Genomic DNA, 20,430 nt, shown 5'->3' with positions numbered 1-20,430 from the left:
AAAGAAATTACTTTTAAATCAGCATAATCAGAATGAATTTTAGATTCACTAAGATCATTAAAATTTTTATTAAAACCAAATATATTATGCTATCTCATGCTCAAACAAGCTCTTCATAATCAATCTCTCGTATCCAATCATCGTGGAAAAATTCTATTATGATAAATACATTTTTAATAATCTCTTCAGCATTTACAATAAAAACCACTATTGGCAAACTTAAATTTGTATAAAACACTAATAAATAGGCAACTGGAAGCGTATAAAAAACAATTACCCCTGATTCAATAAAAAAGCAAACATTTGGTATACCACTAGCCCTAAAAACTCCAACAAGAACTTGTGCCGTAAAAGCTTTAAAAACTACAATACTTGCAAAAACATAAATAAACACACTAACAAGCTTGGGAGAATCTAAATTGCTAAAAATATAAGGTGCAAAGCTTGATATTCCAATAAGCAAAATAACTACAAAAATACCTAAAAGAAATCCTAAAAAAGATAAAAAAAATCCAACCGACCTTACATGTTTCTTATCATAAATCATTAAATGCCCAATAACAACCCCTGTTGCAAGTCCCATACCATGAAGCAATACAAAACAAATGTCAAAAAGATTTGATGCAACAGCAAATGAAGCGTATTCAATACTCCCAACACGAGCATAAAATGCATGTAAAATAGTTATACTCAAAACCCAAAAAATCTCGTGAGACAAAACAGGTATAATCAGTTTCAAATTAGCCCTAGTAACTACCTTTGAAGCAAAAAAATCACCAAACTTAATCCGATAATACGAATTATTGCTTATCAGGCTATATGAAAAATAAAAAACAAACTCAACAATTCTAGCAAGCACAGTGGCATATGCAGCACCTTTTATTCCCATGCTAAAACCAAAAATAAAAATATAATTAAAAACAATATTTATTAAAACAACAATAGAAGTAACATATAAAGGTATTTTTACTTCTTTAGCACTCTTAAACCCCATAGCCGATAAAAAAGAATATGCCATTAAAACATAAGACAATGAAATAATTTTTAAATACTCTGATCCAAAATTTAAAGAATTCTGATTAGCTGTAAATAGTTTGATAATGTTTTTTGGGAAAAAAAATGAAAATATAAAAAAAATCATTCCTATTGTAGTTCCAATTAATAACATATAAGCAAAAGATTGCCTTATCTGAAGAAACTTCTTTTTTGCAATTGCTTGTGACACGTAAGCACTTAAAGCTGTACCAAGTCCAAACACAATAATAAAAAAAAGAAAAGTTACTCTATTTGCCAAAGAAACTCCTGTAACATGAAAAGAACCCAAATAGGAGATCATAAAATTATCAAAAAAAGTTACCATTTGGAATAAAAGCGATTCAAAAGCTGTGGGAATAGCTATAATAAACAACTCTTTTATTATCTGATCATAATCTTTAAACTTTTTGATCATATTCCTTATATACAATCTCCTTTATTTATTACTTTTAACTAAATTTAATCCAATCTAGAATATACATTATTTAGAATTAACTATTAATTATACTAAAATATATTATAATTAAATAATATGAAATCAATTTATGTTTTATTATTTATATTTATTAACTTATCTTTATTAGCCAACAACATTTCAAAAAAAGATTTAAAAATACTATTAAAGATTACCAAAACAATGAATAAGGAATGCAGAAATTTTATTGAAAAAAATCCTATTCAATTCTTACAAGAAATAAAGCCTTTAGTAGATGCAGAAAAAAGTAACCTCTTAACTTTAATAAATAAAAAAATACCAATTCCTGCGGATTATAAAATACCTGATCTGATAAATATTGATGATTTTAAAGAGCTTAAAAATATTGGAGCAAAGACTATTAAAGTAAGAAGAATATTAATCGAAGATTTAATTCAACTAATAAAAGATGCAAAAAAAAATGGAATTGAAATTAAAATCAAATCTGCTTACAGAACGCAAGAATACCAAAAATTTTTATTTGATTACAATGTCAAAACTTATGGAAGAAAAGTTGCAGAAACTCAATCAGCAATTCCAGGCCACTCTCAACATCATATGGGAACAGCAATAGATTTTATAAATATAGATGATAATTTACTAAATACAAAAGAAGGAAAATGGCTTTATGAAAATTCTTTAAAATATGGATTTTCTATTTCATACCCAAAAGGATATGAAATAGAAACTGGATATAAAGCAGAGCCTTGGCACTACTTATACATAGGACCTAAGCCATGCTTTATTCAGAAAAAATATTTTAATAATTTACAACATAAGCTTCTTGAATTCTGGAGCCATAACAAAACAAATCTTACTGACCTAATTGAAAAATATGCAAACTAAATACTTCTTCCAGCATTCAAATAAGAGCAAAAAAGATTATCTAACAAATCAATATCAAGCTTGTCGTAAGCAGAATTATCATAAAAAAACAAATCAAGTTCTTCTCTAATCAATACTATGACATCTCTATCATCAACAAAATTAGCTATTTTTAATTTTAAATATCCTGCTTGTTCAAGCCCAAATAAATTGCCTGGCCCTCTTAACCTTAAATCTTCCTCTGCTATTTTAAATCCATCCAAATTTTCTTTTATAGTTTTCAATCTAAATTTACTAGCACTTGTTAAAGGCTCTTTATAGAGTAAAAAGAAAAAAGATTGCAAATTACTCCTACCAACACGACCTCTAATTTGATGTAAAGTAGAAAGCCCAAAACGCTCGGCATGCTCTACCACCATACAAGTTGCATTTGGACAATCAATTCCAACCTCAATAACACTAGTAGCCACCAAAATATCTACTTTTTTAGAATAAAAATTTTTCATAATTTCTTCTTTTAAATCGGATGGCAACTTAGAATGAAGCATATCTACAACATACTCGCTAAACACTTCTTTTAATTTTAAACACATATTATTAGCATCTTTTAATTCAAATTTTTCTGAAGATGAAATTAATGGATAAACAAAATAAACCTGATGACCTTTTAAGAGCTCTTTTCTTAAAAACTCATAAACTTTATCTTCATTGCCATGCTTTGCTAAATAAGTAGTAATAGGCAAACGCCCCTTAGGCAAAGTTTTAATAAACGAAATTTCAAGATCACCAAAAAGTGTTAACGCAAAACTTCTGGGGATAGGCGTTGCAGACATTAAAAGCATATCCACCCCTTCTCCTTTATTTTTAAGCTCTTCTCTTTGAACAACTCCAAATTTATGCTGCTCGTCAATGATAACATATGCTAATCTTTTAAATTCTGTACTTTCGTAAAAAATAGCATGTGTTCCAACTATTAAACCAGAAGTTCCATTTTTAATACTTTCTAATGCTTGCTCCTTATCCTTCTTTTTTAAACTACCAGTCAAAAGAGTCACCGAAATGTTAAAAGACGACAATATGTTAGATAAATTATCATAATGTTGACGAGCTAAAAGATCAGTAGGCGCCATAAATGCCACCTGATACCCAGCTTCGATCAAAGGAAACCCCGAAAGCAAGGCAACAAGAGTTTTACCACTCCCAACATCACCTTGAAGCAATCTATTCATTGGCTTAGAAGAGTTAAGATCTGAGAATATCTCATCAACAGAAATTTTTTGATCTTCTGTAAGTTCAAAGGGCAAACTTGAAACAACTTTTTCAAGCAAATCTCTTGATAAATGCCTTTTTTCTCGGAAAAGAACCTTAGAAGATCTATACCTTGAAAAAAACTGAAGCAAGAAAATTTCTCTGTAAATTAAAGTTTTTTTTGCCTTTTCAAGCATTTCTAATGAACTTGGAAAGTGAATTTCTTTTAAAGCATCGCTTAACGACAATAAAGAATACTTTTTTATTAAAAATTTAGGAATATCTGTTTGACCAAACTTAAAAAAATATTCAAGAGCTTCCCTTACATATAATGAAATTTTCTTTGATGTTAATCCCTCTGTCAAAGAGTAAACCGGAAGAATTTTCTTAAACCTTTCAGGCTTTTCACTGTAAACTTCACTGTCAAAATTAGAACAACTCCATAAACCACTATAATCGTTATAAGTAAATTTAGAATAAATATAGAATTTTTTATCTATTTTAAAAACATTCTCTAAAAAAGCCCTATTAAAAAGTAGAATTTCAAAAGGCTCATCATTTACACTTCTTGCCGTTAACTTTAAATTTTTTTTAGAACTATCCCCAAATTTTTTATGCCCTACAACAGTGAACACAGTCATCATGTCGCAACTTTTCACCTTAGAAAAATCCGGAAAAGTTTGCATATTTTGACGATCCTCATATTTTATAGGAAAAAACTCAATAAGATCTTTAACATTAAAAATTTGCAAATTATTTAACCTTTCAAACCCTTTCTCACCAAGACCACCTATACCTTTAAGTTCATATTCAAACTCATGTAAAAACATTTTAATCTCCTAAAAAGGTAAATATTTTACTAAAACGCCAATAGCAAATAAAACTTGTTCAATAATAATTATAAATGCTACCATTAAAGCGCTCCCAACAATCAAACGTAAAGCATAAGACATATGTTTATCAGTAATTAAACCACTTATCCTAGTAGATAAAGGAATCAAAAATGAATCGACTGTTTTAAAAAAGTCTGAGTCTTGGAACAAATTCAAAAGCAACAATAACAATCTCAACAATAAAAAGAAAACTATAGCAATAAAAATGCTTCTAAATATCCCCCAAACTTCAATAATGAATAACATAATAAATGTAGAAAGCTTATAATTCCCATAAGTCAACATTCTTTCAAAAATAGATAGAGTTATTAAAGCTGCAATTGGAGAAAAATCAAACATACCAAATGTAAAAAAAGGAATTCTTCTGAAAAAAGATAAAAATGGCTCTGTGACAATATGTACAAATCTGAAAAATACATTGGTATTAATTCCTGAAGACACAAGCCAACTAAGAAGAATCCTAATTAAAATTAAAATCCTATAAATCTGCAAAAATACCATTAAAATTTCTATTAAAACAACCAACACAGCACCTCCTAATCAACCCAAACATCTTCAACTATCGCGCACTTTCTCAACTTATCAAGCTTGTCTTCATCTGGCACAAAATTTAAAATTGAATTCATTTTTAATTTTAAATCCTTACCATTTTCCCTTAAATAAAAATAAACATTTGAAAATCCAGAATTGTCCTCAAAATTGCTTATACTTTCCTTCAAAGAATTAAGTAATTGTAAGTCATTTAATTTATTATTTAAAAATTTAATATGAATATTATTTATTTTATCCTCGGAAAGTCTCTCAATATTTATAACTTTTTCAACTACAATTGAAAATTTATCTCTGTTAAACGTAAGCCTACCTATAACCCCAATAACATTGCCTTCAAGTAAAAAATTCCTATACCTTTCATAAATTTCTGTAAAAACTACAATATCTATTGCACCTTTAAAATCTTCTATAACACCAAAAGCCATTTTTGCGTTATTTCTTTTGGTTTGAATAATTTTTACTGCATTTAAAATGCCGGCAAATTGAACAATACTATCTTTTTTGGCAGCAAGATCTTTTAAAACATTTAAACTAGAAAAACTATCAATTGCCTTTTTATAAGGATCAAGAGGATGACCTGACACGTAAAATCCCAAAAGCTCTTTTTCAAATCCTAAAAGCTCAGAATAAGAATACTCTTTAAAAGTCTGATAATTAAAACTTTGCTGAATTGGATCTTGACTTTCAAGCGCACCAAATAAACTATTTTGACCAAGTTTTTTATTATTTTTATCTTCTGAAACAACTTCAATCAAACGATCAAGATTTTCAAATAAAGTTTTTCTATTTTGATCCAAACTATCAAAAAGTCCAGATTTTATTGCAGATTCTAAAAATTTCTTATTAATTACTTTATCATCTACACGTCTAATAAAATCCTCAAAAGAACTATATTTGCCGTTTTTTCCCCTCTCATCAATTATCAAATCAACAACAATTCCTCCAAGATTTTTAATCCCATTAAGCCCATAAGAAATTCCAGAATCAGTTACGCGAAATTCCCTAAATGATCGATTTATATCGGGCTTAAGCACGTTTATACCTATAGCTTTTGACTCTTCAATGTAATAAGAAAGCTTATCATTATTATTAATTTCATTAGTCAAATTAGCAGCCATAAAATATTCAGGGTAATTAGCCTTAAGATAAGCAGTTTGATACGCTATTAAAGAATATGCTGCTGCATGCGATTTATTAAATCCATACCCTGAAAAAGGCTTTAAAAGTTCAAAAATTTCACTAGCAATTTCTTTGTCATATCCTTTCTCAATAGCACCTCTTAAAAAGTCGACCTTCATTTCATTCATCTCGTCTTCTTTCTTTTTACCCATAGCACGTCTTAAAATATCAGCCTTGCCAAGAGAAAAGCCTCCAATTATTTTTGCAACTTCCATTACTTGTTCTTGATAAACAATAACCCCATAAGTTGGTTTTAAAACTTCCTTTAAATCTGGATGAGGATATTTAATTCTCTTAACACCTTTTTTAGCAGCAATAAATTGAGGAATAAATTGCATAGGACCTGGCCTATAAAGAGCATTTAAGGCTATCAAATCTTCAATGCTATCAGGCTTTGCGTCTTTTAGAATTTGCTGCATTCCCTCAGATTCAAACTGAAAAACAGATGCACTTCTTCCTTCTCCTAGCATCTTAAACGTTTTAACATCATTGTCTGGAATATTTTTTATTTTAAAATCTGGATTTACACTTCTAATAAGATTTTCTGCATTTTTTATTAAAGTTAATGTTTTTAAACCAAGAAAATCCATCTTAACAAGTCCACATTCTTCAAGCAAATCCATTGTGTATTGAGTAGAAACAGAGCCTTGCTTATAATCCTTATAAAGAGGCACATAGTCAGTTAAAGGGGTTTTAGAAATTACAATTCCTGCAGCATGAGTTGAAGCATGTCTATTCATTCCCTCAAGAACCAATGCAGCATTCATTAATTCTTTATAAACAAGCTTGCTAGTAAAATATTCTTTCAAGGAATTATCATCTAAAACCTCTTTTAAAGAAACTTTGGGACCATCAGGAATAAACTTGGTAAGTTCATTTGATTCAGCAAATGGAATATCTAAAACTCTAGCCACATCCTTAACTACAGCCTTAGGCTTTAGGGTTCCAAAAGTAATTATTTGAGCTACCTTATCTTCTCCATATTTATTGGTAACATATTTTATAATCTCATCTCTGCCTTCAAAACAAAAATCAATATCAAAATCGGGCATAGAAATACGCTCAGGATTTAAAAATCTCTCAAAAAGTAAATTATATTTTAGAGGATCAATATCAGTAATCCTAAGAGCATAAGCTACAATTGAACCAGCACCAGAACCACGCCCAGCTCCAACAGGGATATCGTGATCGTGAGCAAATTTAATAAAATCCCAAACAATTAAAAAATAACCTTCAAAACCCATTCCAATTATTACGCTCAATTCATAAAAAGCTCTATCTTTTATTTTGCTTGTCAAAGTTTTATATCTAAATTTCAACCCTTCAAGAGTGAGATATTCCAAATATTCACCAAGAGTATTAAATTCAACAGGAATCTGATAATCAGGTAAAATAGGACCTGGAAAAGTTATTTTAAAATCATCGCATTTTTCTGCAATCCTTACAGTATTTTCTAAAGCTTCAGGCAAATCATTAAAAAGTTCACACATTTCTTCTTGAGATTTAATATAAAATTCATTGGTTTCCATTTTTAATCTATTCTCATCGCTTTTCTTAGCACCAGTACCAATGCAAACAATAATGTCTTGAGCAGCTGCATCTTCTCTGTTAACATAATGAGAATCATTAGCTACTGTTAAAGGAACTCCAAGTTCCCTAGAATATTCAACAAGCCTTTCATTTACAATGTCTTGATCTTTAATGCCATGCCTTTGAAGCTCAAGATAAAAGTCATTACCAAAAACCTTTTTAAACCAAAGAATTTCATTCTTAGCATCTTCAAATCTATTGGCTAAAATAAGTCTTGGAATTAGCCCCCCAATGCAAGCTGAAGTACAAATCAAGCCTTCTGAATATTTTTCAAGATCCTCTTTATCTATCCTTGGACGATAATAAAACCCCTCGAGATAAGAAATACTTGTCAACTTTAATAAATTTTTATAACCCAGCTCATTCTTGGCAAGCAAAATTAAATGGTAAGACATTTTTCCAAGATCGTCCTGTTTTTTTAAAAACTTAGAAGTTTTTGCCATATAAGCTTCAATACCGATTATTGGCTTAATTCCTGCTTTTTTAGCTTCTTTATAAAATTTAATAGCTCCAAAAAGATTGCCATGATCTGTTAATGCAATATGTGACATATTGCATTTTTTTGCTTTTGATATAATATCTGATATTTTTGCAGCTCCATCCAAAAGAGAATAATCTGAATGAACATGAAGATGAATAAATCTAGCTCTAAAACTCATACCTAAAATTATTTTATCAAAATAAAACTTGATTTTTAACAAACCCTAGTCAAATAAATAAAAATTTAAAAAGCCATAATAATTTTAAATCTCTAATTTAAATCATTGCAACAAATCTTATCAAAATAATCAAGAAAAAATACTAATTCCTTGATTATCCAATTCAATTACCATCTTTTTAATGTGCTCAAGTTTTCTGACAATTTCTTCGGACAAACTCTCAGCTTGAGACAAAAAATCTTTAGCTTGCCTTAAAGCACTATCATTGCGATTCTCCAACCTAAATATAATCAAAATTTCAGCTGCAAACTTATTAATATTTAAATAAGGAATGTAAACTTCTTCCCATAACTGCCTAATAGCATCATTCTTGGGAGATAATCCTTTATAAAATAATCCAAACCCATGCTTGGAAGCATCTGTCTGAATAAATATTGCCCTTTGTCCTTCAACTAGCAATCTCAAATTATTAATCCAAGAAAGTTGCTCCGAGAGAATAAATTCTAGCTCTTTTAAAAATTCATCATTAGACAGCATAAAAGTATCAGAGCTAATCAAAGAATCACAGCTCCTTGAATAATAAGCCATATTAGCATCTATGCTCTCAAGATTTTCAACCAAAGAAGAAAATTCCTCTTGACTTCTTGAAAAGCGTTTAAATATGCTCTCAAGATAATTAAGCTGCTCAAGAATCTCGACAAAGAACTTATCAATATCAATCTGCAAATCCTTAAGGTTATGAGAAATTAAATCTTTAGAAACCTCCTCAATTTCCTTTACAGAAATCATATTCATAACACCCTTTGCCTGATCAGAAAGTCGCTTAATCTCATCTGCAACAACAGAAAATCCTTTACCATATTCTTTAGCTCTTGCAGCCTCAAGCTTTGCATTAAGAGAAATCATATTGGTAGCACCCAGAAAATTACTTATTGTTTCTAAGCTTCCCTGAATTCCAACAATAACAGAAGATATTTGATTTAGTTTTTCCTTATTATTTTTACCAAGATCACTAAAAATAACGCCTATTTGATCACGAGCATTATTTGTCATCTCAACAAGAGTGGAAAATATTTGATCAAAATCTTCTATTCCAGAAAACAAAATTCTTTGTAATGACTCAAATCCTACTTTTAAAGCAGAAATGGAAGCTTTGGTATGGTAAAATCCCTTTAGCATTTCCTTAACAGGAGCTTTATATTCATAAGTACTTAAATCTTTTTTGTCATCACTAACAACATTTAAAAGATTTGAATCAAAAACTTTTTTATTTTTTTTAAAAAACGAAAATTTTTTCATAAAGGGATTCTACCATAAAAACTTTTTTTTGAATAGAGCCCCAAAGTACTTAATTTGATACATTATTTCAACTTTAATATCAAATCAAATACATTGCTAAACAAAAAATATTTTTACATTTAAATGGTAAAAATTAACCACTTTGAAATAAATTTAAGCCTTCATCTTAAACCATAAAACCATCTAAAGATACAAATCATTCTCCCCATTTAATAAAATTCAAAACTAGTTTTAAATTAAATTTACTTTCTTTTTACCCAAGAATAACGTCCACTAACCTCATTATACTCAAAAAGAGCATCTCTGTAAGAAAAAAAACTTAAAAAAATATCTATAAACTCTTCTAATTTAGCCTTAACTTTTGGCAAGTTAAAATCATTGTCAAAATTAAAAATATCGTCTGATTCTGTTGCAAATAATTTATCATCTTGCTTGAGAATAACTTTTTTGGGTTGCCAAAAAAGAACGTTGATTTTTTTGTCTTTAAGAAAAAATCTATTAAATTCATACTCAAGATCAACTTGGTCCGTTTTTGCTTCAACAATCCCAACAATAACACATCTTTCATGATCAATTCTTTTAATCAAAACAGCATCTGTAAGCACAACTCTCTCACCAACTTCAAGAGCAAACTGCTCTTCTATCTCATATTGCTTATTAAAAGGAAGATTTGCAATTTTCCTGAAAAGATTGAGAAGTATGTACTTGGTGCTCATCTCTTTATTGCTTATTCTAAGACAAGGAATCTTCATTCTATACTTAAGCTCATCAAAAAAATATTTAACTAGCCTTTTCATTAAAATTGTTTTTCTAATGTCTTCTTCTTTCATTCAATACTCCCAATAAAAATTGCCAAAAATTAAAGCTATTATATAAATATAATGAAATCCGAATATTATTAAAGAAATCAAAATATTTTATTATATACTAATTATAATTAAATCATTGCCTAAAATGAAAGGGAAAATTATGTTAATCAAATTTATGTTCTCAAATATTAATCCAATATTAATAGTTAGCATGACTTTATTTAAAACATTATTAGAAATAATATACCGAAAAATATTATTAAAAAAAATAGTTGCCAGTACCAACACATTAAATACTCAAAAAAAACAATACAAAATAATTGTTATCTTTGTTTTAGCTTTAAATCATTTATTACAAAGTTTTTTAATAAACGCTCTTATCAATTTATTCAACAATTTAATAACTCTTACTAACAACTCTCTTGGAAGCTTAACAGACTTAAATTACAATATATTATCCGCAATAATAATATCTAGCATAACCTGGCTTGCATTTAACTTTCCCAAAGTAATAAACGATATAATCTATGAAAAAAGACCATTTAATTTAACAATGGCTAATGCTTTTTTTGACTTTTTAATAATAATATTATTAACCATATTCTCTAAATTATTTTTAAGCTATAAAATACTGCAATTTGAGAACACTACAAACATTGATTTTAAAAACCTGCCTACCCACTAGTAAACAAATAGACACTCAAATGCAAGCTTTAATTAACCCTAAAAAAAGCTTAGCTGGATTTTCTATTCTTGTAATAAGTTCTGGATGAAACTGGCAAGCTACAAAAAATTTATTTTTAGGAATTTCTATTAATTTTGCTATTTTAAAATCACTTGAAAATCCAGATACTATAAGTCCATTTTTTTCAAATAACTCTATATAATCATTATTGACTTCATACCTATGTCTAAATCTTTCAATTATCCGATCTTGGCCATAAAGCTCAAAAGCTATTGTATTCTTTTTAAGAATCACAGGATATCCCCCAAGCCTCATTGTAGCGCCCTTATCTTTAACTCCCTTTTGCTCAGGAAGTAAATGAATAACAGGATTTTTTAAAGGATTGTCTTTTACTAAATTTTCCTCCGTATCAGCATCAAGTATTCCACAAACATTACGAGCAAATTCTATTATAGCAAGCTGCAAGCCAAGACAAATTCCAAGAAAGGGAATATTATTCTCACGCGCATATTTAATAGCCATAATTTTACCCTTATATCCTTTTCCCCCAAAGCCGCCAGGAACAATAATGCCATCAAACTCTTTTAAACAGTTCTCATTTAAATCATTAGAATCAATTAAAGTGCTTTTAATAAGCAAGTCTAAATTGGCTGCAACATGAACCAAAGACTCTCTAATTGATGCATAAGAATCATCAAGCTCAGCATATTTACCACAAATAGCAATATTAATAATTTTTTTAGGCGCAAAAAAATTAGATTTTATAACTTCTACAAGCTTTGAAAGCTCTTCTATTTTTGGATCAACCTTAATATTCAACTTAGAACTTAAAATCTCATGTACACCTTGTTTGTAAAAAGATATAGGAATTTCATAAATAGTAGAAACATCAACATTATTAATAATAGAAGTGCTCTCAACATTGCAAAACATTGCCACTTTTTTTCTGATTTGATCTGTCAATACTTGAGAGCTTCTAGCAATAATTAAATCGGGAAAAATACCTGCTTTATTTAAAGTTTTAACACTCTGTTGAGTAGGCTTAGACTTTTGCTCATTAATTCCAGCTGGGCTTGGTACATAGGTTAAATGAATAAAAGCAATATTACCACTTCCAATCTCCTGTCTTATTTGTCTTACTGTCTCAATAAATAAAATATTTTCCATATCTCCTATGGTTCCACCAATTTCAATTATTAACATATCGCTATTCTCAGAACTTGCAATCTGAAAAATTGTAGACTTGATCTCATCAGTAACATGGGGAATAAGCTGAACTGTTCTTCCTAAATATTTGCCTTTTCGCTCATTTTCAAGTATCTTTTTGTATATTTTTCCCATTGTAATGTTCCAACTAGACTTTGCATTAAGATTTAAAAACCTCTCATAATGACCAAAGTCCATATCAACTTCTCCTCCATCATCAAGCACAAAAACTTCTCCGTGCTCAACAGGATTAATAGTCCCAGGATCAGTATTTAAATACCCATCACATTTAATTGGAGTAACCCTAAAATCATATCTAAATAACCTTGCAATACTTGCCGATGTAACTCCTTTGCCAATTCCAGAGATCACGCCTCCTGTTATTACTAAAATTTTTAAGTTTTTTTTCATGTATACCCCAAAATTAAACCTTTAAATTTTAATCCAATTAAGCTTACACTTAAGAAGAAATCATAATAAAAAATACTTACTTGCTTTAAAAAAGCAAAAACATTAAACTAAAATAAAAATTATTAATACTTAACTACAAAGTTATTTCTAAGCCCTTGTTTTAAATTTTTTAAACTATTTTAATCATAATTAACAAAACAATATAATGAACCCTTGGTTAAATAGTAATAATTAAACATTGCCAAAAAAACTAAAAATCCAAGAATAGCAAACAAATTGCTTTTTTTTCTAATACTTCCAAACTCTACTATCTTAAAATATGAAGCTAAATATAAAAAAAATCCCAAACCATAAACTATTTTAAAAAAAAGGCCGCCTAAAAATCTATCAAAAGAAAAAATTAAATCTGAAGAACATGGCACATATTTAAAACCCCAATAAAGAAAAGACGTGAAAAAAAACAATAACACAATGGTCCCTAAAAAGAATATAAAAAATTTAACAAAAGGATGCGTTTTAAAAGCTATTCTAAAAAACATAAAGATTGGGAAAATAGATAAAAAATTAAAATAACGAAAAAAGAAAAAATCAGAAAAATATCTTAATTCTAAGAATGCAGTACTCTCGCCTCTTAAAAAGAATGCACTATCTAGAAATAAAAAAATATTAACCCCTAAATAATAAAAAAATATTAAAATCAAAGGCAATGCAAATAAATATTTAATTAAATTGAAAAAATAATGCTCAAAAGTTGAAACAGGCAAAGATAAATAAATAATATTTCTAAACGGATCGTGAATTACTTTGTAATAATCACACATAGTAAAAATCGATATAATCAAGGTTAAAATAAAAATTTTAGGAGCAAAAAATTTTAAAAAATCAGTTGCTGAAAAATTGAAATAAAATCGAACAAGCAAATAAGATATAAATATCATTCCTAAAATTTGAATTATTAACAAAGTATAGAATTTTTTATTATAAATAAAATCAAAATAAAATAAATTCAAAAATCTTTTTAAACTAAACATCTTTTTTAAGCTAAGCATCTTTTATTACCTCTCCTTTTTATTTTTAGTAACATATAAAAAGAAAAATTCAATATCAACAACTTCAGCTCCATTACTACTCTCAAAATAAAGCGCCTTAAATCCATCCTTATTTTTTTCATAATATAATTCATTCCCATTCAATTCGCTGATAATTTTAATCTTATAATTTTTATTAATATAAGATATTGAATTGGAAAAAAGAATTAACTTTTCCCCAACAATAATTAAATAATCTACAGCTCCTGCCAAATCCCTTACATTGTGACCTGTAATAAAAATGATTCTGTCCTTTAAATTGGAAAGCATATTTCTAAAAACATTTTTTGAAACAATATCAAGACTATTTGTTGGCTCGTCAAATAACAAGCAAGAAACATTTGTAGCTAGAGAGAATGCAATAATACTCTTTTTCTTCTGCCCAAAAGAAGCTGAAGATAGATCAAGAGAAATATCAAGATCAAAATCTGATAAATATTTTTTAAAATCTGCCTTATTAAAATTTGGATAAAATATAGACAAAGCTTTGCTATATTCAGCTAAAGACAATTTAGGAAGTGAAAATTCTTCAGGAATAAAAAATAAATTAACTAAATTCAAGGGATCTCTTGGAAAAGCTGCTAAAGAGTTAAATAAAACCTTCCCTTTTATGGGCTCTAAAAGCCCACTTATAAGTTTAAGCAAGGTTGTTTTTCCAACTCCATTTTTGCCAAGAAGCAAATAGACTTGAGGGATCTTAATGTTTAAATTTAAATCTGAGTAGACTTCTTTTCTTCTATAGGAAAATTCTACATTAACAGCCTCAATAGCCATAAACACTCCTTAATATGTTAAAGGTCAAAATATAAAAAAATAATTACCTCAAAAATATAAATTCAATTTTTTATAAAAAACTTATAAATAAATATAGAAAAATTTACATAAAGCCTTGAGCTAAAATTCCAAATTTTTAGCATAATTCTAGGCAAAATTTGAATTTCATTAAATCCAAAACTTTTTGCATATTCATAACAATCTTGAAATTCAGATAATCCTTTAATCTCATCAAGAACAGAAATAAGCTTTTCTTTATAAGCACTATAAACAAGCTTGTCGGGAATATTCCAACTAATAATATAAATTTGCTTAAAAGAAATAAAATAATAAAATTGCAAGAAAAATTTTTTATACAAATGTTGACACTCGTTAAAAATGCCTTCTTTTTTTAATAAAGTTTCCATTATATTAAGAGATAATTTAGATTTATGTAAAACGCTAATAGAAGAACTCATACTTCCTATTCTTTGGAAATTAGTATAAAAATAATTATTTACAAAAGAAACCTTAGCGGCTTTTAAAAAAATTTGCATAACAAAAACTATATCTTCAAATACTACATTTTGCTGACGAATATTATTCTTTAAGATTAATTCTCGTCTAATCAATTTATCCCATAGCGTCCCAACAACAAAATTTTTCCTTCCAAAAGTTGCATAAACAGTAAAAAGCAAATTTTTAAACGCCTCCTTACCTGTTAATGGATAATTGGGAAAAGGAAGTAGAGATTTTCTTTTTACATTTATTGCAAGAAAATAAACATAAAATTGAGAACAAACAACATCAGAATTATCTGCTTTTGCCCTATTATATAGAACTTCAAGCATAGTGCTCTCTACAGAATCATCACTATCCCAATAAATAACATACTCCCCTTGAGCCTCAGAAAGTCCCTTTTCTCTAGAAGCAGGAAGTCCCATATTTTTTTGACTAAAAATCTTAATAAAGCTGTACTTATTGGCATATTTTTCTGCTATTTCTAAACTACCATCGTAAGAACCATCATTAATTAATATAATTTCCTTATCTTTTAATGTTTGATTAACAGCATCCTTTATCATTGCATCAAGAGTTTCAGCCGAATTAAAAAAACAAATAATAACAGAAACTTTATACTTATGCACAATATCCTCCAAAATAAAAACTGCTAAGCAAAATCAAAGCTAAAACACTTAACAATAAATTCTTTTAATTTTTTGCATAACAATTAAATTGTAATATATAATTAACAAGTTTGTATTTTTTCAAACTCATTTTTAATGAAAAGTTTAGCAGAAATTGCTATATTATTAAAAGTAAAAAATTTAAAAAACATTAGCCTAAATAAGGAGCTTGAATGCTTGAAATAATAAGTCTTGGAGGAGGAGTAATAAATTCAAATCAAATCAACATAGAATTCATTAAAAACTTTAAAAACTTTGTTTTTAAATGGTTACTAGAAAATGAAAAAAGAAAAATCATTTTAATAGTTGGTGGAGGAAGAGTTGCAAGAGAATACCAAGACGCCTATAAAAAAATCAACCCTGATTTTAAGGCTCGTGAGCTTGATGAAATTGGAATAATGTCAACAAAGTTAAACGCAGAATTTCTGTGTAAAGTAATGAACCCTCTTTGTAAAGACAAAATTGTGACAAATCCCTTAAAAAATTTTTCTTTTAAAGGAAAAATACTAATTGCTTCTGGATGGAAATCGGGATTTTCAACAGATTACATTGCTGTAAAATTCGCAGAAAAATTTAATAAAAAAGATATTATAAACATAACAAACGTAAATCAGGTTTATGATAAAGATCCAAAAAAATTTAAAAACGCAACAGCTTTTAAAAAATTAAATTGGGAACAATTACAAAACATTGTAGGTCAAAAGTGGAATCCGGGCTTAAATTTACCTTTTGACCCAATAGCAACAAAACTCTCTTCAAAACTTGGGCTTACCCTTTACATAGTAAATGGAAATGATATTAAAAACTTAGAAAAAGTTTTTAACAAAAATAATGATTTTTTTGGTACTATTATAGTAAAATAAAAGTTAATGCCGGTATGGTGGAATTGGTAGACACGTCAGACTCAAAATCTGGTGAAGGCAACTTCGTGTCGGTTCGACTCCGACTACCGGTATTTTAATTACTTTTTTAAAAACTTTAAAATTATTAAGCATTGCTAATAAAAATTTAAACACCATTATGGCTAAGAAAATTTAACATTATTTCAATATGTTATCTTTATTCTAAAAGATAACATATTGAAAATCATTTTAATTTATATAATAAAACTTTAAAGTCTAAAAATTAATTGCAAATATAAAATTAAAATATCTTTGAGATTGTTTTCATTAAAGCTTCAGGATTAAAAGGCTTAACAAGCCAACCAGTAGCACCCGCTTTACGACCTTCATCAACCTTAGATTGTTCAGATTCAGTGGTAAGAACAAGTATAGGAACAAAGCTGCCAAATTCTCTTATCTGCTTGATAACACCAATGCCGTCTAAATTGGGCATGTTAATATCTGTAATAACAAGATCAAAATCTTTATCTCCTTGCCCAACTGCTTCTTTAAACTTCAAAACTCCTTCTAAACCATCCTTTGCTTCTGAGACTCCAAAACCGTTTTGCTCTAAAATATAAGCAACGCTTTGCCTTATTGCTCTATTGTCATCAATAACCAAAATTCTTTTTTTCATCTAATTTTCTCCTAAAACCCTCCCAAAAAGTATATAAAAATTAAAACAAAATTACACTACCCTCATCAAAGGAATGAACATCCTTAGCTTCTTCTACCAAAGATAATAAGTGTTTTTTATGAACAAATAAAGTAAATCGATTAGCAATTCTATTAACAAATTCTTTATCTTCAATCTCAATAGATTGAATTCCAACTTTAGATAATTCTAGATTAAGATTGAAATTTATTTTGCTTTCCATATTGCTTAAAAAGTTGTCTATATCCAAAAGAGAATTTTTTAAATTTCTAACATTGTAGACTTCTAATTTCATTTCTTCAAATATTTCCATAAATTCAATTGAAAAAACTTCATAAGACAAAACATTATCAATAGCTATATTCTTAATATCAAGAATATCATTTTTAATTTCCATAAATAATTTTTTAAATTTATTAAAATAATTCTTTTCAAGATAAAATCTATTGTCATAATCCTTAACAACTTTTTCAAGAAAAAAGATTATTTGATCTAAAAATTCTATTCCCTTGGTAATATTAGAATCAATTTCTTTGATAATCTTAGACATTTCTGAAATATTGCCCTCCATGGCTTTAAGTTCTGATCTTTTAACAACTTCTATCTTTGAGGCTATATTAATATTTTGGAACCTAGCAGAAATAGCTGAAATATTTGAAAACATTAATTCTAATGATTTTATAAGCTTAACCTGTTCATAATATAAATTCAAAAAATTAGAATTATTCTTCTCAACATCATCAATTCTTCTAAGCAGATCAGACAAAATGCTAGAAAATTGTTCTATTATTTTAGGAATATCTATGCATAAAGAATTATCAGATCTTAAATCATTAATAGTTTGAATAGAACTAAGAGAAGCGTCAATAAATTTCTCAAAAACAGTATAATTTTTTTCAAGCTTTTCAAGAACATCTTTTACTATAACTTTTGATGTATCAGTAAAAACTGATAAAATTTTCAATTTTTGGATCTCGCTTATATCTCTAAATTTAAAAACATCAATATTAGAATACATAATATTTAAATGTTGCAAAGATTGAGTTAGCCTGTCTTGGAACTGAAGATAAGAAATAGAATTTACAAGTTTAAACTTAAATTCTGACAAAACTTTTAAAATATCATCGTAAAGAGCAATAACGCCTCCTATTCCATCTGAAAAGGCATCTATTTTTTTCATTAAATTATCTCTAAATTCTTCAAGAATTTTATTTTCAGCCGTATTGCTTTCATATACTTGATTTTTAGCTCTATCTAAACCAATTTTAACTTCACGCCCCTTGCTGGTAAGTTGATCTGCCTGCTTGATCATAGATTGGGTTAAAACCTTAATTTCACTAGTAATATAAGAAAAGGCTCCACCAGCCTTACCCGCTCTCATAGCAACTGTTAACGTATTAATAGACATTATTTCCATATCAAGAGAACTTTTTTTCATTCTTTCAATCACATCTTCAAGTATTTCTATGTCTTTAACCTTACTTCGTATTATGCTAAATTGAGATTCAAGAGAAGTTGTTGAAGAATTAAAGTAAGCAACAAAATCATCTAATGCCCCTATAATTTTAGCTATAAAATTATTCAAAGAAGCATCATTATCAAGATCAAGATTAGAAATCAAGTCAATGCTAAAAGATAAATCCTTAGAATCTTTAGAAATTTTTTCTATTAATTTAGGAATTGATTTGCTTAAATTTGAATAAATATGCCTTGCGCTCTCATCAAAAGCTTCAAGTTTATGAAATAATGTTGCTAAACAATCATTGACATCAAAAACCCCATTATTGTCATTATCCATTGCTAAGATCTCCTCAGAACATGATCAGCTATTTCGCTTAAAGGAAGGATTTTGTCTACAGCTCCTATTTTTATAGCTTCCATTGGCATACCAAAAACAACAGAAGTTTCTTGATCTTGGGCAATAGTATAAGCACCATTTTTTTTCATCTCAAGCATACAAATAGCACCATCATCTCCCATACCTGTAAGGATAACTCCAATAGCATTAGAGCCTGCATACATTGCCGCAGACCTAAAAAGCACATTCACAGAAGGCTTATGCCTACTAACAAGAGGCCCATCTAATAAGCTTACAAAATAATTTCCACTACTATATTTTACAATCAAATGATAACTTCCATTGGCAATTATTACAAGACCTGGACGAAGAATGTCTCCATCTTCAGCTTCTTTAATATCAATATTAAACTCATTGTTTAAGTTTTTTGCAAAAGATCTTGTAAATCCTCCCGGCATATGCTGAACAATAATAATTGGGGGAGAATCTTTTTTAAAAGACCTTAAAAAAATTCTCAGCGCCTCTGTACCGCCTGTTGAAGAGCCTACAACAATAATTTTGCCAGTTTTGTGCTTATTGATAAGGCCTTGATATTTAATAATAACATCTGGATCATTTTTGGGAGCAAAATTAATAACATCAGAAACTCTATAACTTTTCCTTATACTTGAATCATTTAAACTATTTTTTCTTAACTCTACTTTAGAATTACTAGAAAAATCGGGTGCATGAATCCTTTTAACTTCAAAAGAAGATATTAATTTATTTTTGCCTAGATTTTTCAGCTCTAGCTTTATTAAAGCTAAATAATTACTGCGAAATAAATCAACTGTAAGCTTAAAATTAAGCTTATTTATTATTAATCTAACCTTTTCCTTGCTTTGCTCAAGACATCCAAAATTTGGAAACATTTCATTTTGCGCAATAAATACAACCGGAAGAGATATGTTATTAAGAACATTATTTAAAGAATTCCCAAAATTAGATCTTGCTGTATTCTCGTCAATAATAACTAAATCTGGAAACTTTTGTAAAAATACATTAATAAGATTTAAAGAATTGAAACCAGCATTTAATATCTCAACATCATTATCTTTAGAAAAAGCCCTAACAAAAATCTGCTTTATAAGACCTTGAATATCAATTACTAATATCTTCATTGTTATATTTTAATATTTTTTAACCTTTAAATCCAAAAATCC

16 protein-coding genes and 1 tRNA gene are annotated in these 20,430 nt (G+C 28.2%); 4 read left to right on the top strand and 13 right to left on the bottom strand.

Going from position 1 to position 20,430, the window contains the following annotated elements:
* Positions 1-100: 100 nt before the first annotated feature.
* Positions 101-1,450 (bottom strand): MATE family efflux transporter, encoded by a 1,350-nt coding sequence (locus Bmayo_RS02925; protein WP_075552244.1) that lies wholly within the window; start codon positions 1,448-1,450, stop codon positions 101-103.
* Positions 1,451-1,567: 117 nt separating this feature from the next.
* Between Bmayo_RS02925 and Bmayo_RS02920 the strand changes: the two genes are divergently transcribed.
* Entirely contained in the window at positions 1,568-2,356 is a 789-nt protein-coding gene (locus Bmayo_RS02920; RefSeq protein ID WP_075552243.1) for a M15 family metallopeptidase, read from the top strand.
* Here Bmayo_RS02920 and recG read toward each other — a convergent pair.
* From recG to Bmayo_RS02895, 5 genes are all read right to left on the bottom strand, one after another.
* On the bottom strand, positions 2,353-4,413 hold the full coding sequence (gene recG / locus Bmayo_RS02915) for an ATP-dependent DNA helicase RecG (RefSeq protein WP_075552242.1): 2,061 nt from the start codon (positions 4,411-4,413) through the stop codon (positions 2,353-2,355). The two genes, Bmayo_RS02920 and recG, sit on opposite strands and share 4 nt — an antisense overlap.
* A 9-nt stretch (positions 4,414-4,422) precedes the next feature.
* Positions 4,423-5,001 (bottom strand): YggT family protein, encoded by a 579-nt coding sequence (locus tag Bmayo_RS02910; protein ID WP_145924609.1) that lies wholly within the window; start codon positions 4,999-5,001, stop codon positions 4,423-4,425.
* Positions 5,002-5,012: 11 nt separating this feature from the next.
* Positions 5,013-8,498 carry a DNA polymerase III subunit alpha gene (dnaE, locus tag Bmayo_RS02905; protein ID WP_075552240.1) on the bottom strand — a complete coding sequence of 1,162 codons (3,486 nt, stop codon included), beginning with the start codon at positions 8,496-8,498 and terminating at the stop codon, positions 5,013-5,015.
* A gap of 87 nt (positions 8,499-8,585) precedes the next feature.
* Positions 8,586-9,755 (bottom strand): methyl-accepting chemotaxis protein, encoded by a 1,170-nt coding sequence (locus Bmayo_RS02900; protein WP_075552239.1) that lies wholly within the window; start codon positions 9,753-9,755, stop codon positions 8,586-8,588.
* Between the two features lie 242 nt (positions 9,756-9,997).
* Complete coding sequence (locus Bmayo_RS02895) at positions 9,998-10,585, bottom strand: hypothetical protein (RefSeq protein ID WP_075552238.1); 588 nt, start codon at positions 10,583-10,585, stop codon at positions 9,998-10,000.
* A 139-nt stretch (positions 10,586-10,724) separates the two neighbouring features.
* On the opposite strand from Bmayo_RS02895, the gene Bmayo_RS02890 reads away from it, so the two are divergent.
* Positions 10,725-11,249, top strand: coding sequence for a DUF1761 family protein (locus Bmayo_RS02890; RefSeq protein ID WP_075552237.1), 525 nt, complete (start codon positions 10,725-10,727; stop codon positions 11,247-11,249).
* Between the two features lie 15 nt (positions 11,250-11,264).
* Here the strand turns inward: Bmayo_RS02890 and pyrG are convergent, their stop codons facing one another.
* The 4 genes from pyrG to Bmayo_RS02870 form a co-directional block, all read right to left on the bottom strand.
* Positions 11,265-12,866: a glutamine hydrolyzing CTP synthase gene (gene pyrG / locus Bmayo_RS02885; RefSeq protein WP_075552236.1), complete on the bottom strand. Its 1,602-nt coding sequence runs from the start codon at positions 12,864-12,866 to the stop codon at positions 11,265-11,267.
* Positions 12,867-13,045: 179 nt separating this feature from the next.
* Positions 13,046-13,897: a hypothetical protein gene (locus Bmayo_RS02880; RefSeq protein WP_075552499.1), complete on the bottom strand. Its 852-nt coding sequence runs from the start codon at positions 13,895-13,897 to the stop codon at positions 13,046-13,048.
* A 24-nt stretch (positions 13,898-13,921) separates the two neighbouring features.
* On the bottom strand, positions 13,922-14,728 hold the full coding sequence (locus Bmayo_RS02875; RefSeq protein WP_075552235.1) for an ATP-binding cassette domain-containing protein: 807 nt from the start codon (positions 14,726-14,728) through the stop codon (positions 13,922-13,924).
* Positions 14,729-14,790: 62 nt separating this feature from the next.
* Positions 14,791-15,867: a glycosyltransferase family 2 protein gene (locus Bmayo_RS02870; protein ID WP_075552234.1), complete on the bottom strand. Its 1,077-nt coding sequence runs from the start codon at positions 15,865-15,867 to the stop codon at positions 14,791-14,793.
* 200 nt (positions 15,868-16,067) lie between these two features.
* Between Bmayo_RS02870 and pyrH the strand changes: the two genes are divergently transcribed.
* Positions 16,068-16,757 carry a UMP kinase gene (gene pyrH / locus Bmayo_RS02865; RefSeq protein ID WP_075552233.1) on the top strand — a complete coding sequence of 230 codons (690 nt, stop codon included), beginning with the start codon at positions 16,068-16,070 and terminating at the stop codon, positions 16,755-16,757.
* Between the two features lie 8 nt (positions 16,758-16,765).
* Positions 16,766-16,849, top strand: a tRNA-Leu gene (locus Bmayo_RS02860).
* Between the two features lie 188 nt (positions 16,850-17,037).
* Here Bmayo_RS02860 and Bmayo_RS02855 read toward each other — a convergent pair.
* Genes Bmayo_RS02855 through Bmayo_RS02845 form a run of 3 tightly spaced genes read right to left on the bottom strand, consistent with a single transcriptional unit; the run spans position 17,038 to position 20,388 of the window.
* On the bottom strand, positions 17,038-17,412 hold the full coding sequence (locus Bmayo_RS02855) for a response regulator (RefSeq protein WP_002557158.1): 375 nt from the start codon (positions 17,410-17,412) through the stop codon (positions 17,038-17,040).
* 40 nt (positions 17,413-17,452) lie between these two features.
* Positions 17,453-19,228: a BB0569 family chemotaxis protein gene (locus Bmayo_RS02850; RefSeq protein ID WP_075552232.1), complete on the bottom strand. Its 1,776-nt coding sequence runs from the start codon at positions 19,226-19,228 to the stop codon at positions 17,453-17,455.
* A 2-nt stretch (positions 19,229-19,230) separates the two neighbouring features.
* On the bottom strand, positions 19,231-20,388 hold the full coding sequence (locus Bmayo_RS02845) for a CheB methylesterase domain-containing protein (RefSeq protein WP_075552231.1): 1,158 nt from the start codon (positions 20,386-20,388) through the stop codon (positions 19,231-19,233).
* Positions 20,389-20,430: the final 42 nt, after the last annotated feature.

It is taken from the genome of Borreliella mayonii, from assembly GCF_001945665.1.
GTDB lineage: Bacteria > Spirochaetota > Spirochaetia > Borreliales > Borreliaceae > Borreliella > Borreliella mayonii.
Note: the sequence above shows the minus strand (reverse complement) of the source record. Positions and strands in the feature narration are given on the sequence as shown.